This is a genomic window from Streptomyces sp. NPDC046805, from assembly GCF_040645355.1.
Lineage (GTDB): Bacteria > Actinomycetota > Actinomycetes > Streptomycetales > Streptomycetaceae > Streptomyces.
In genome coordinates this window covers 22,111-34,408 of record NZ_JBEYYC010000041.1, presented here as the reverse complement: position 1 = coordinate 34,408, position 12,298 = coordinate 22,111, and the positions used below count along the sequence as shown (strand labels likewise).

The window sequence follows — 12,298 nt, the reverse complement described above, 5'->3', positions numbered from 1 at the left end:
ACGGCCACGCGGCGGCCGACGAGTCGTCAGCCGCCGAGCGCCGCCAGGACCACCGCCTTGGCCTCCTCCTGCACCCGGGCCAGGTGGTCGGGCCCGAGGAACGACTCACCGTAGATCTTGTAGACGTCCTCGGTGCCGGAGGGGCGGGCCGCGAACCAGGCGTTCTCCGTGGTCACCTTGATGCCGCCGATGGGGGCGCCGTTGCCCGGGGCCTCGGTGAGGACGGCGGTGACAGGTTCTACGGCCAGGGTCTCGGCGGTGACCTGGGCGGGAGAGAGCTTCGCGAGGAGGGCCTTCTCCTCGCGGGTCGCCGGGGCGTCGATGCGCGCGTACGCGGGTTCGCCGAAGCGGGTGGTCAGGTCGGCGTAGTGCTCGGACGGCGTCTTGTCCGTGACGGCCGTGATCTCCGACGCCAGGAGGGCCAGGAGGATGCCGTCCTTGTCCGTCGTCCACACCGAGCCGTCCCGGCGCAGGAAGGACGCGCCGGCCGACTCCTCACCGCCGAACCCGATCGTCCCGTCGGCCAGCCCGTCCACGAACCACTTGAACCCGACCGGGACCTCGACCAGTTCACGGCCGAGGTCGGCTGCGACGCGGTCGATCATCGACGACGACACGAGCGTCTTGCCGATCCCGGTGCCCGCCGGCCACTGCTCGCGGTGGCGGTAGAGGTAGGAGATGGCGACGGCGAGGTAGTGGTTGGGGTTCATCAGCCCCGCGTCCGGGGTGACGATGCCGTGCCGGTCGGCGTCGGCGTCGTTGCCGGTGGCGATGTCGAAGCGGTCGCGCTGCCCGATGAGCGAGGCCATCGCGTACGGCGACGAGCAGTCCATCCGGATCTGCCCGTCCCAGTCCAGCGTCATGAACCGCCAGGCGGGGTCGGTGTGGGGGTTGACCACGGTCAGGTCGAGCCCGTGCTGCTCGGCGATCCGGCCCCAGTAGGCCACGGACGCCCCGCCGAGCGGATCGGCGCCGATGCGCACTCCGGCCGCCCGGATCGCGTCGAGGTCCAGCACGCTCGGCAGGTCGGCGACATAGGTGCCCAGGAAGTCGTACGGCTGTGTCGTGGGCGCGGCGAGCGCGCGGGCGTAGGGGATGCGCCGTACGTCCTTCATGCCGCCCGCGATGATTCGGTTGGCCCGGTCCTGGATCCAGGCGGTGGCGTCGGAGGCGGCCGGGCCGCCGCTCGGCGGGTTGTACTTGAAGCCGCCGTCGGCGGGCGGGTTGTGCGACGGCGTGACCACCACACCGTCCGCCAGACCCGAGGTGCGGCCCCCGTTGTACGTGAGGATCGCGTGCGACACCGCCGGCGTGGGGGTGTAGCCGTCCGCGCTGTCGATCAGCACCGTCACGCCGTTCGCGGCGAACACCTCGAGTGCGGTGACCTTCGCGGGCTCGGAGAGCGCGTGGGTGTCGGCCCCGAGGAAGAGGGGCCCGTCGGTGCCCTGGGCGGCGCGGTACTCGCAGATCGCCTGGCTGGTGGCGGCGATGTGGTCCTCGTTGAACGCGCTCGCCAGTGACGATCCGCGGTGTCCCGACGTACCGAACGCCACCCGCTGCCCCGGCTCGGCCGGGTCGGGGTGCAGTGCGTAGTACGCCGTGACCAGCCGGGCCACGTCGACCAGATCGTCGGGACCGGCAGGCTGGCCCGCTCGTTCGTGCGGCATGGGTCCGTTCCTCCGCGGGGGTTGGTGGGTCGCTGAACGTCTCATCTTTCCTCGTCGGGGCCTGGGTACGCGAGTACGCCCCGGCGGGTGCGTGCTGCCGGACGCTGCCGCCGGGGTTGTCCGGCCGAGGTGTCGTGCTTTAATAAATGAACGGGCATTTATAAAGGAGGCCAAGAGTGGCGGGACGTCCTCGAGGGGTCGATGATGCGGTGATCCTGCGTGCGGCGGCCGAGGTGATCGGCCGCGTGGGCCCGGCGGGCCTGACGCTGGCCGCGGTGGCCGGCGAGGTGGGGCTCGTGCCCGGAACGCTCGTTCAGCGCTTCGGATCCAAACACGGCCTCCTGGTGGCACTGGCCGAGCAGTCCGCGCGCGCCGCGGACGCCCGCTACGACGGCCTGCGCGACGGGCACGCCTCCCCCCTGGCGGCGCTCGAAGCGCTGGCCGTGGAGTCGATGGCCCCCATGACGACGCCGGAGAGCTTTGCCAACCATCTCGCGTTCCTGTGCATGGACCTGACCGATCCCCAGCTGCACGAGCATGCCCTGACGATCCACCGGGCACAGGAAACCGCCGTCCGGACCCTGCTGACCGAGGCGGTGGCCGAGGAGGAACTGCGCCCGGAGACGGACACGGCATCCCTGACCGCCACCGTCCAGGCCGTCCTCGCCGGTACGGGCCTGACCTGGGCCCTCGACCGGCAGGGCACCCTGCCGCACCGACTGCGGCGCGCACTCGGCGCCGTCCTGTCGCCGTACGCCCTGTCCCCTGACGACCCGACTGCGGAGGAAGCATGACCGACGACGCACAGCCGCTCGCCGGAAAGGTGGCCCTGGTCGCGGGAGGTACCCGGGGCGGCGGCCGGGGCATTGCCGTGGAACTCGGCGCCGCGGGCGCCACCGTGTACGTCACCGGCCGGACCAGCAAGGCCGGACGCTCCGACCTGGACCGCCCGGAGACCATCGAGGACACCGCCGAGCGGATCACCGCGGCCGGGGGCACCGGCATCCCGGTGCGCACCGACCACAGCCGCCCGGAGGAGGTCCGCGCACTGGTCGACCGGATCGCGGCGGACCAGGACGGCCGGCTCGACATCCTGGTCAACTCCGTGTGGGGCGCGGACCATTGGGCCGACTGGGAGCGGCCCCTGTGGGAGCAGGACCTGGACACCGGCATGCGACTGCTGCGGCGGGCGGTCGACACCCACATCATCACCAGCCGGTTCGCCCTTCCGCTGATGGTCGCGCGCGGGAGCGGTCTGGTGGTGGAGGTGACCGACGGCAACACCGCCCGTTACCGCGGCTCCTTCTTCTACGACCTCGCGAAGTCCACGGTGATCCGCCTCGCCGTCGCCCAGGCCGAGGAGTTGAGGCCGCACGGCATCGCGGCGGTGGCCATCACGCCCGGTTTCCTGCGCTCCGAGGCCATGTTGGAGAACTTCGGCGTCACCGAGGCGAGCTGGCGCGACGGCGCGGCCAGGGACCCGCACTTCGCCCACTCCGAGACCCCCGCGTACGTGGGGAGAGCGGTCGCCGCGCTGGCCGCCGACCCCGCGATCATGTCCAAGTCCGGTCGAGCCCTGGCCACTTGGGGCCTGTACAAGGAGTACGGCTTCACCGACGCGGACGGCACGCAACCGGACTGGCTCGCCCACTGGGCGGACACTCTGGAGACGGAGCACGGGCCGCTCGGGGACCCGCTGTAACTCCGAGCGAGCCACGAGCAGGTCGCCAGGGCCTCTCCGCCGCGCGCGGGCGGAGAGACTTGGTGATCTTTCTCACCGGCAGGTCGGCCCCTCCTCCGGCGCCGGCTCACCCGTCCGGCCCAACGCGCAGGGCGCCAGAGGGAAACGGCGTACACAGAAACGGGAGAGCGGTCCGCGCCGGGGTGCGGGGGCGCGCGCGGCGTTCACACGCCGGGCCCCTTGAGTCGGTTCACCGGACGCTTGGCGATAAATTGGTCGCCATGAGCGAGAACGTGTACTTCGACATCACCATCGACGACGAGCCGGCCGGCCGGATCGTGTTCACCCTGTTCGATGACGTGGTGCCCCAGACCACCAGGAACTTCCGCGAGCTGGCCACCGGTCAGAACGGCTTCGGCTACGAGGGCTCCGGCTTCCACCGGGTCATCCCCGAGTTCATGCTGCAGGGCGGCGACTTCACCAAGGGCAACGGCACCGGCGGCAAGAGCATCTACGGCGAGAAGTTCGCCGACGAGAACTTCAACCTCAAGCACGACCGCAAGTACCTGCTGAGCATGGCGAACGCGGGCCCGAACACCAACGGCTCGCAGTTCTTCATCACCACGGTCAAGACCCCGTGGCTGGACGGCAAGCACGTCGTCTTCGGCGAGGTCGTCGAGGGACAGGACATCGTCGACAAGATCGAGAGCCTCGGCAGCCAGAGCGGCCGCCCCTCGGCGAAGGTCATGATCAAGGAGAGCGGCACCGTCTGACGACACCGCCTGAGCGCAGGCCGCCCTGCCCGACCTCCTGCCCTCCGGCAGTGCGACGGCAGGGGCCTGCGCCCTTGGGCCCACCAACTCGTGTATGACCAGGGGCCGTTGAAGCAGCCCCGCTCGCCGTCACGGCGAGTCCCCGCGCCAGTCGTAGCGACGGCCGTCGCCGCGCCGCGCGGCGTACAGCGCCCGGCCGCCAGGGCCGTAACGGCCTATCTCCGTCACCAGTGCCACCTGCTCCCCCTCGGAACGGGCGGGCCGGTCGGTGACGTCGAGGAGCAACCCGTCCAGCGGGCCCCCGACCAGTTCCGCATACGTGCGGTCCGGCCGCGGACCGGCGTCGTCATGATCGGCGCCGTACACCCGGCCGTGCATGAACTCCTGCGCATCCATGCTGTGCAGGCTCGCAGCCGCCACTGACAATCTGTTGGCCAAAGGAGCGGCCCGCGACCGTGAAACGACCCCCGGATCGCGAGACGCGCCGCCCCAGATACCGCACATATCAGCATGAAACGTGTGTTATTCAGTCATGCACAAACCTTCGCGGCGTACCTTGCTCACTGCCTCGGTCGCGGCCTTCGGCTCGGGACTGCTGGCCGCCTGCACCGAATCCGACTCGCACCCGCACCCCGCATCGCATCCCGAGGGCGCGACCGGCAGAGTCGGCGGCGGAGACTTCGTCCCCCCGGGACCCAAGGGGTATGTGGCCCCGTCCGGTCCCGAGGTCCACGCCGTGGAGCGCAAACGCGGCTCCGGCCCCGTGCGCACGCACAAGCTCACCGCCGCCGAGACCACCGTCGACCTGCACGGGCGATCGGTCCGCACCTGGGCCTACGACGACACCGTGCCCGGTCCGCTGATCCGCGTGACCGCCGGCGACGTCCTCAGCCTCACCCTCGCCAACCACCTGCCCACCGACACCACGCTGCACTCCCACGGCGTGCGCCTGCGGTGCGACATGGACGGGGTGCCCAACCTGACGCAGGAAGGGATCCCTTCCGGTACGGACTTCACCTACCGCTTCACCGTCAGCCATCCCGGCACCTACTTCGTGCACTCGCATTCCGGGATGCAGCCCGACCGCGGCCTTTACGCCCCGCTCATCGTCGACGACCCCAAGGAGCCCCTGGCCTACGACAAGGAATGGATCCTCGTCCTCGACGACTGGCTCGACGGCGTGAGCGGCTCCACCCCCGACGGTGTCCTCACCCAGCTCGTGCACGGCAGGCACATGTCGATGGACGACTCCGGCATGAACACGAAGAAGTCAGGCATGGGCATGGGGCCCAGCCACAGCGGCTCCGCGAGCCCGCACACGTCGGCCTCCGCCAAGTCGGCCGGCGGCCCCTCCCGCCTCCTCCACGGCTCCCACAGCAGCATGCTGCACAGCGAGGGCGGCAGTGTCGCGTACCCGTACTACCTCGCGAACGGGCGCCTGCCCACGGACCCGTCGGTGTTCCGGGCCCGCCCCGGCGACCGCATCCGGCTGCGCATCATCAACGCCGGCTCGGAGACCGCCTTCCGCGTCGCGCTCGCGGGGCACAAGATGACCGTCACCCACACCGACGGCTACCCGGTGGAGCACCAGCAGACGGACGCCCTCCTCATCGGCATGGCCGAGCGCTACGACGTGCTCGTCACCGCCAAGGACGGCGCCTTCCCCCTGGTCGCCCTCGCGGAGGGCAAGGACTCCAGGGCCTTCGCCGTGCTGCGCACCAGCAACCGCGCCGCCGCTCCCCCGCACAACGCCCGTCCCGACGAACTCGACGGAATCGTCGTACCCGCCCGCCGCCTGTCGCCCCACGAGTCCGTGGAGCTGAGCACCCGCGAGCCCGACCGCAGCTTCCGTGTCAGGCTCACCGGCGGCATGAAGCAGTACGACTGGGGCATCGACCACCAGTCCTATTCGGTCACCCAGCGCCACCCCGTCCGCCAGGGAGAGCGCGTCCGTCTGACCGTCATCAACGCCACCGACATGTGGCATCCCGTCCATCTGCACGGCCACACCTTCGCCGTGTACGGCCTCGACGGAGAGGGAGCCCGCAAGGACACCGCGCTGGTGCTCCCCCACCGCAAACTCGTCCTCGAGTTCGACGCCGACAACCCCGGGCTCTGGATGCTCCACTGCCACAACCAGTACCACTCGGAGTCGGGCATGATGACCGTCCTCGGCTACCGCACGTAGCCGCCCGCTCCCGGTCCGTCCGGCGCCTCTCCCACCACCGGGGCGGGAGAGGCGCGCCGCGGCGCTTCGCGCGAGTGGTGCATCCCCCGAGACGGTCGTAGCGTCGAAACAACGGCGCTCGCGTACGACGATCAGCGAAGCGGTGCCGTGAAAGTGCCGGGCGACGGGCGGGAGCGAAGATGCGCAGACCAGTGCGGTGTACAGCGATCATGCTCGGGGTGGGCGTGGTGCTCGCAGGAACGATGACCACCGCGTCCGCGACCCGGTCGGCGCCGGCGCCGACCGTGCGGGAGGCGTCCACACCCATCCTCGTCGACTGCACCTGGCATTCGAACGTGCGGCCGACCGACTTCATTCTGGCCTGCGGCGACGGCAACAGTCGCCTGACCGGTCTGCGCTGGTCGCACTGGGGTACGCAGTCGGCGACGGCCGAGGGCGTCAACCTGGTGAACGACTGCAAGCCGTACTGCGCGGCCGGCAGATTCCACCCGTACACGGTGACCGTGCGGCTGGACAGCCCGCAGTCCTGGAAGAAGAACCCGGTGCGTGAGCACTTCACGCGGATGACCCTGACCTACCACACGGGCAAGCCGGAGGGTTACACACAGGTGATGAACTACCCGCTCTGGAACTGAGCGCTGTGCACCTGAGCCCCTGTGTGGACCTGAACCGCTGTGTGGAACCGAGCCGCTGCGTGGGGCTGAACTGTCGCGCAACACATACGTGTCGACAGCAGCCAGTTGAACGATAAAATCCGCTCACCGGGTGCGTTCGCGTACCCGCGAGACGTCGTGCCGTCGATCCGTTCATCCGTCGACGCGTCGTGACGTCGTTGTGCAGCCGGCCGGACAGCGGGGGAGAGAATGTCGCTCAACTCGGAGCGGGGCCGCTCCGGCGGGGGAGGATCCGCGACGATCACGGACGTGGCCGCGGCCGCCGGGGTGTCGCGCCAGACGGTGTCGAACGTGCTCAACGCCCCGCATCGCGTCCGTGCCACGACCCGCGAGCGCGTCGAGCGCGTCATCGCGGAGCTCGGCTATCACCCCAACCGGATGGCGCGCTCCCTCAGAGCCAGCATGCCGGGCATGGTGGGCTGCCGGATTCTGCCCGTGAACGCCGGGACGGTCGCCTCCATCCAGGACCGCTTCCTGCACGCGCTCGCCGAGTCCGGCCAGCGCAGCGACTGCCACGTCCTGCTGTTCACGGCCTCCGACGCGCTGTCGGAGACGGAGCGCAGCATCGCGCTGTGGCGGGCGGGGGCGGTACGCGGAGTCGTGCTGTACGACATCGCCCGCGACGATGCGAGGCCGCGTGAACTGACCGCGGCCGGCGTCCCGTTCGTCGCGTTCGGGCGCACGGCACGGGACGTCGGGAGCTACAGCTGGGCCGACATCGACAACGAGGCCGGAACCGCCGCGGCCGTCGACCACCTGGTCGCCGCGGGGCACCGGCGAATCGGCTTCCTGGGGTGGCCGGAGGGCACGCGGCTCGGTGACGCCCGGGCGCGCGGCTGGCTCGGCGCCATGGACCGGCACGGGACGCTGGCGGGCAGCCACCGGCTGGATGTCAGGGGCCCCGACAACATGTCGAGCGGCACCCAGCTCATGACGGAACTGCTGAACCGGCCCGATCCGCCCACCGCCGTGGTCGCGGCGACCGACACGCTCGCCGTGGGAGCGCTCCATGCCCTGCAGCACCGGGGCCGGCGTCCCGGCGAGGACCTCGCGGTGGTGGGCTTCGACGACACCCCGGCCGCCGCCGCTCTCGGCCTCTCCAGCGTCCGTCAGCCGATCGAGGACGTCGGCCGTCTGATCATGGCGGAGCTGCTGCGGCTCACCGGCGCGCCGGACCCCGACGCGGACGGAGGCAGCCACATGAACCGGCTGCTCGCTCCGGAGCTGGTGGTCCGCGCCAGTTCGGCGCCCCGCACCGCACCCGCGCCCCGGTAGGGCGGCCGCCGAATCACGGCCGCCCACCGGCGCAGCGGCGTCAGCCGCGGGTGCGCACCGTGATCTGCCCGTCGGCCGGGACGCTGTGCAGGGCCCCGTCGGCCTCGACGGGCAGTGCCTCGCCCGAGCGCAGCCGTACGGTCGTCCCGTCGTGCCGGATGTCGACGTCGAAGACGCGTCCCCGCCACCGGAGTCGGCGAAGGGTGATGCCGTCCAGTGCACCGGGCAGCGCCGGCGCCAGTACGACCCGGTCCGCGCGCCAGCGCAGCCCCGAGTAGCCGTACAGGAACTCCTGCAGGAAGCCGCCGTGTCCGGTGAGGAACGTGAACGCGCCTCCCTGGCGGGCCTCCGCGAGCTGCTCGAAGGGGCCCCTCACGAACGGCTCCACACTGCGCCGGGTGCACGCGAACGCCTGTGATGTGTCGCCGAGTTGGGCGTACACGATGGAGTGGACCGAGTCCGTCATCGACGGCCCGTCCTCGTGGGTGCGGGGCAGGTAGTACTCCAGGTCGGCCCGGGTGACGTCCTCGGGCTGCGGATGCTCCCACGGGTAGGCGAGCATCACGACGTCGGCCTGTTTGATCGTCTGGCCCGCGTATCCGGCGAACTCGGGGTGGACGCCGAGCTGTTCGTCGAAGGGCACGACCAGGCCCTCGGCGACTTCGCGCCACGCCGGGTCGGCCGGTTCGCCGAGCACCTCGGCGGCCTCGGCGGCGAAGCGCAGCACCGCGCGCGCGGAGGCGTTGGTGTAGGCGGAGTCGTCGTTCGGTTCGATCGCGTACTCGTCCGGCGGGATCACTCCGTTGATGTGGTACCGGCCGTCCTCGCCGAGGACCGCGCGGGCCGCCCAGAAGTCGGCGACGCCGCGCAGGACGGGCCAGCCCTTGGCCCGCAGCCAGTCGTCGTCGCCGGTGGCGAGCCAGTACTGCCAGAAGGCCAGGGCCACATCGGAGGTGACGTGCAGTTCGTAGCGGCCGAACGGCGCCCAGTCGGGCGTGTCCTCGTCGCCGTCCAGGCTGCTCTCCCAGGGGAAGCGTGCCCCCTTGTCCCCTTCGCCCGCGGCATAGGCGTACGCGGCGTCGAGCCGGTCCACGCGGTAGTCGAGGACGCTCTCGGCGATGTCCGGGTGCTGGGCGAGGAGGCTCGGCCAGATCCAGGTCTCGGTGTCCCAGAAGACGTGCCCGTTGTAGCCGTCACTCGACAGCCCCGCCGGGGACGGCGACCACGGAAGTCCCGCGCGGGCGCTGGTGAGCAGATAGAACTTGGCGGCGCGCACCTGGCGGCACAGGCGGGCGTCGCCGTGGACGGTGATGTCGCCGTCCCACTCCCGCTGCCAGGCAGCCCGGTTGTCCTCGGCCAGCCGCTCGTACCCGCCGCGCGCGGCCTCCAGGGCCGCCTCACGCGCGAGCGCGAGGGGGTCGTCCGTGTCATGACTGGTGGCGAGACCGACGTACTTGGTGAAGGTGTACGACGCACCGGACGCCACCCGGCAGCGGATCCGGCGGACGGCTCGTCCGTCGCCCTCCTCGACGGATGCGCCGCCGGGCGCGTGCAGGACCGCGGTCACGGCGGCCGTCACGGAGCTGCCCTCCGCCGTGGTGGTGAGCCAGGTGAGGTCCTGCCCCACGCCCTGCCGGGTGTCGCGGGTGCGGAACGAACCGCGGTCGTCGAGCGCGTCCGTGACGTCGAGGGTGCCGTCCCAGTGCGGGGTCACCGTGACCGTGACGGCGGCGGTGTGGCGTCGGTGGCGGGCGGTGAGGACCTCGTAGCGCACATCGGTCACCCGCCCGGCCGGAGAGGTCCAGCGGGCGGACGTGGCGATGACGCCGGTGCGCAGGTCGAGGGCCTGCCGGTAGTCGGCCATGCCGTCGGCCACCGTGGCGAGGGGGCTGTCCACCGGCGCCCAGTCGCCGCCGACGGCGGGGGTCTCGGCCTGGCCTCCCTCGGAGGCGAAGGCCGTGTTGAACGTGCCGCTGCCGTCGCCGATGTCCAGCGTGGTCCAGGCCGGCAGGGAGGCCTTGCGCGACCACGCGCCCGCGGCACGCGTGTAGAAGCCGGCCACATGGAACTGGGTCCGGATCGGCGCGTCGGCGAAGCCGTTGCCGGCGGCCGGCACACGGGCGCCCAGACAGCCGTTGCCCGTGAACGCCGGGTGATAGTCGGTCAGCGGGTCGTCCGTGGCCAGCACCCAGTCGTCCGGCTCCACGGCGCTCCTTGTCACAGACATCTACTTGACTCCTCCTGCCGTCAGGCCGTCCACGATGCGCCGCTGGAAGAGCAGCACGGCGATGACCAGGGGGAGGGTCACCACGACCCCGGCCGCCATCTGTGTGCCGAACGGCTGGTCGTACTTGTACTGGCCGGTGAACAGGGACACGATCACGTTCGCCGTCATCATGTCGCGCCGGTTCACCACGCTGACCGCGATGAGGAACTCGTTCCAGGCGCAGATGAAGACCAGGATCGCCGTCGTGAAGACGCCGGGCGCGGCCAGCGGCAGGACGACCTTGCGGAACGCCTGCCCGGGTGTGCAGCCGTCGACCTGGGCGGCCTTCTCCAGTTCGGCCGGCATCTGCCGGAAGAACGCGGTCAGGTTCCACACGGCCAGCGGCAGGGTGAAGCTCATGCTGGGCACGATCATCGCCTGGTACGTGTTGATCCAGCCGATGTCGGTGAAGAGCCGGAGCAGCGGCACCACCAGGATGATCGGCGGGAACATCGAGGCGGCGATGATCAGGGTCATGATCAGCGTCTTGCCCCGGAACTGCAGCCGCGCCAGGGAGTATCCCGCGAAGACGGCGACGAGGAGCGTGAGCGTGGTGGTGACGCCCGCGACCACGAGGCTGTTCAGCAGGGCCCGGCCGAAGCCGTTGTGCGGGTCGAAGGCCGCGGCGTAGTTCGCGAAGGAAATCGGGGACGGGAACGGCGCGTTGGAGAACTGGTCGGTGGGCCGGCGCAGGCTGGAGACCACCATCCAGTAGAACGGCACCAGGCAGTAGCCCACGATCAGGGCGGTCCCGATGTGCGGGACCAGGCGCGCGCCGCGGCGGGCCCGGGCGCGTATGTGTGTCGTACTCATCGTTCGCTCCTCGTACCCCGGCCGATCAAGTCGGCCCCGAACAGCCTGACGAACGCGAGGGCGACGACCGCTACGTAGCAGAAGAGGACGATCGCGTACGCGGCTGCGGTACCGAAGCGCAGATTGGTCATCTCGTCGAAGGCGACCATCGACAGCGTCTCCACCGAGTCCTTGTGCGGACCGACCAGGACGTACGGCAGGTCGAACATGCGCAGCACGTCCAGCAGGCGGAAGAGCACCGCGACCACGAGGGCCGGGCGGACCAGCGGCAGGGTGATCTTCCAGAAGGCGCGCCACGGCGACGCGCCGTCGACCTTGGCCGCCTCGTACAACTCACCGGGGATGACCTGGAGTCCGGCCAGCACCAGGAGTCCGATGAACGGCGCGGTCTTCCATGTGTCGGCGACGACGATGGACAGCCAGGCCGGGAACCCGTCGCGGCTCCACAGCACCTGGGTGCCGAGGAGGTCGTTGGCGATGCCCTGGCTGTTGAAGATCCACTTCCAGAGGAGGCCGGACATGGCCGTCGGGATGGCCCAGGGCACCAGGACGGCGGCGCGGACCAGGGCGCGCCCCTGGAACGCCCGGTGCATCACGAGCGCCATGGCCACGCCGATGAAGACCTCGAGCGTGACCGAGGCAAGCGCGAACGAGGTGGTGTTCCACCACGGCCGCAGGAGCCGGTCGCCGCTGAAGACCGTGGCGTAGTTGCCCAGTCCGAAGGTGGACGTCGTCACGTTGAACCCGGTGTGCGGGTCGATGGAGTCGTGCGACACCTGGAAGGACAGCCGCAGGGCGGCGACCACCGGATAGGCGATGACCAGCCCGAGCACCAGCAGCGTCGGCGACAGCAGTGCGGCGGCCAGCCGGCCGGTCCCGGCCCGGCGCGTCGCGCGCGCGGGCCGGGAACCGGTGCCGGAGGCCGGAGTCGATGTCAAGACGGACACCAGAAGGCCTTTCT

Annotated in this window: 11 protein-coding genes; 6 read left to right on the top strand and 5 right to left on the bottom strand. The window is 70.9% G+C overall.

Annotation, left to right across the window (positions count from 1 at the left end):
* Positions 1-26: 26 nt before the first annotated feature.
* On the bottom strand, positions 27-1,667 hold the full coding sequence (gene pgm, locus ABZ910_RS32300) for a phosphoglucomutase (alpha-D-glucose-1,6-bisphosphate-dependent) (protein WP_361372230.1): 1,641 nt from the start codon (positions 1,665-1,667) through the stop codon (positions 27-29).
* Between the two features lie 176 nt (positions 1,668-1,843).
* On the opposite strand from pgm, the gene ABZ910_RS32295 reads away from it, so the two are divergent.
* The 3 genes from ABZ910_RS32295 (at position 1,844) to ABZ910_RS32285 (ending at position 4,121) form a co-directional block, all read left to right on the top strand.
* Positions 1,844-2,461 carry a TetR/AcrR family transcriptional regulator gene (locus tag ABZ910_RS32295; protein WP_361372227.1) on the top strand — a complete coding sequence of 206 codons (618 nt, stop codon included), beginning with the start codon at positions 1,844-1,846 and terminating at the stop codon, positions 2,459-2,461.
* Positions 2,458-3,369, top strand: coding sequence for an SDR family oxidoreductase (locus tag ABZ910_RS32290; protein ID WP_361372225.1), 912 nt, complete (start codon positions 2,458-2,460; stop codon positions 3,367-3,369). Before ABZ910_RS32295 ends, ABZ910_RS32290 begins: the two co-directional genes overlap by 4 nt.
* Positions 3,370-3,629: 260 nt before the next feature.
* Positions 3,630-4,121: a peptidylprolyl isomerase gene (locus tag ABZ910_RS32285; protein WP_361372222.1), complete on the top strand. Its 492-nt coding sequence runs from the start codon at positions 3,630-3,632 to the stop codon at positions 4,119-4,121.
* Positions 4,122-4,250: 129 nt separating this feature from the next.
* Here ABZ910_RS32285 and ABZ910_RS32280 read toward each other — a convergent pair whose 3' ends face one another.
* Positions 4,251-4,517, bottom strand: a complete 267-nt coding sequence (locus tag ABZ910_RS32280; protein WP_361372219.1) for a hypothetical protein — start codon at positions 4,515-4,517, stop codon at positions 4,251-4,253.
* Between the two features lie 136 nt (positions 4,518-4,653).
* Here ABZ910_RS32280 and ABZ910_RS32275 point away from each other — a divergent pair, with 136 nt between their 5' ends.
* The 3 genes from ABZ910_RS32275 to ABZ910_RS32265 all read left to right on the top strand — a co-directional run bounded on the left by ABZ910_RS32275 (position 4,654) and on the right by ABZ910_RS32265 (position 8,258).
* Positions 4,654-6,309 (top strand): multicopper oxidase family protein, encoded by a 1,656-nt coding sequence (locus ABZ910_RS32275; protein WP_361372217.1) that lies wholly within the window; start codon positions 4,654-4,656, stop codon positions 6,307-6,309.
* 179 nt (positions 6,310-6,488) lie between these two features.
* On the top strand, positions 6,489-6,944 hold the full coding sequence (locus ABZ910_RS32270; protein WP_361372213.1) for a hypothetical protein: 456 nt from the start codon (positions 6,489-6,491) through the stop codon (positions 6,942-6,944).
* Between the two features lie 228 nt (positions 6,945-7,172).
* Positions 7,173-8,258: a LacI family DNA-binding transcriptional regulator gene (locus ABZ910_RS32265; RefSeq protein ID WP_361372210.1), complete on the top strand. Its 1,086-nt coding sequence runs from the start codon at positions 7,173-7,175 to the stop codon at positions 8,256-8,258.
* A 40-nt stretch (positions 8,259-8,298) separates the two neighbouring features.
* On the opposite strand, the gene ABZ910_RS32260 is transcribed toward ABZ910_RS32265, so the two are convergent.
* From ABZ910_RS32260 to ABZ910_RS32250, 3 genes are read right to left on the bottom strand one after another with little or no spacing between them, the layout of a single operon-like run.
* Entirely contained in the window at positions 8,299-10,485 is a 2,187-nt protein-coding gene (locus tag ABZ910_RS32260; protein ID WP_361372207.1) for a glycosyl hydrolase family 65 protein, read from the bottom strand.
* The gene (locus tag ABZ910_RS32255) at positions 10,486-11,337 is read right to left on the bottom strand and encodes a carbohydrate ABC transporter permease (protein WP_361372204.1); all 852 of its coding nucleotides are present in this window, start codon (positions 11,335-11,337) and stop codon (positions 10,486-10,488) included. It lies immediately after the preceding gene.
* Positions 11,334-12,275: a sugar ABC transporter permease gene (locus tag ABZ910_RS32250; protein WP_361372201.1), complete on the bottom strand. Its 942-nt coding sequence runs from the start codon at positions 12,273-12,275 to the stop codon at positions 11,334-11,336. Before ABZ910_RS32250 ends, ABZ910_RS32255 begins: the two co-directional genes overlap by 4 nt.
* Between the last annotated feature and the right edge of the window lie 23 nt (positions 12,276-12,298).

What these genes read in the sequence shown, in the direction of transcription:
- pgm (WP_361372230.1), bottom strand. Translation starts at nt 1,667, where the DNA reads ATGCCGCACGAACGAGCGGGCCAGCCTGCCGGTCCCGACGATCTGGTC.
- ABZ910_RS32290 (WP_361372225.1), top strand. Translation starts at nt 2,458, where the DNA reads ATGACCGACGACGCACAGCCGCTCGCCGGAAAGGTGGCCCTGGTCGCG.
- ABZ910_RS32285 (WP_361372222.1), top strand. Translation starts at nt 3,630, where the DNA reads ATGAGCGAGAACGTGTACTTCGACATCACCATCGACGACGAGCCGGCC.
- ABZ910_RS32280 (WP_361372219.1), bottom strand. Translation starts at nt 4,517, where the DNA reads ATGGATGCGCAGGAGTTCATGCACGGCCGGGTGTACGGCGCCGATCAT.
- ABZ910_RS32275 (WP_361372217.1), top strand. Translation starts at nt 4,654, where the DNA reads ATGCACAAACCTTCGCGGCGTACCTTGCTCACTGCCTCGGTCGCGGCC.
- ABZ910_RS32270 (WP_361372213.1), top strand. Translation starts at nt 6,489, where the DNA reads ATGCGCAGACCAGTGCGGTGTACAGCGATCATGCTCGGGGTGGGCGTG.
- ABZ910_RS32265 (WP_361372210.1), top strand. Translation starts at nt 7,173, where the DNA reads ATGTCGCTCAACTCGGAGCGGGGCCGCTCCGGCGGGGGAGGATCCGCG.
- ABZ910_RS32260 (WP_361372207.1), bottom strand. Translation starts at nt 10,485, where the DNA reads ATGTCTGTGACAAGGAGCGCCGTGGAGCCGGACGACTGGGTGCTGGCC.
- ABZ910_RS32255 (WP_361372204.1), bottom strand. Translation starts at nt 11,337, where the DNA reads ATGAGTACGACACACATACGCGCCCGGGCCCGCCGCGGCGCGCGCCTG.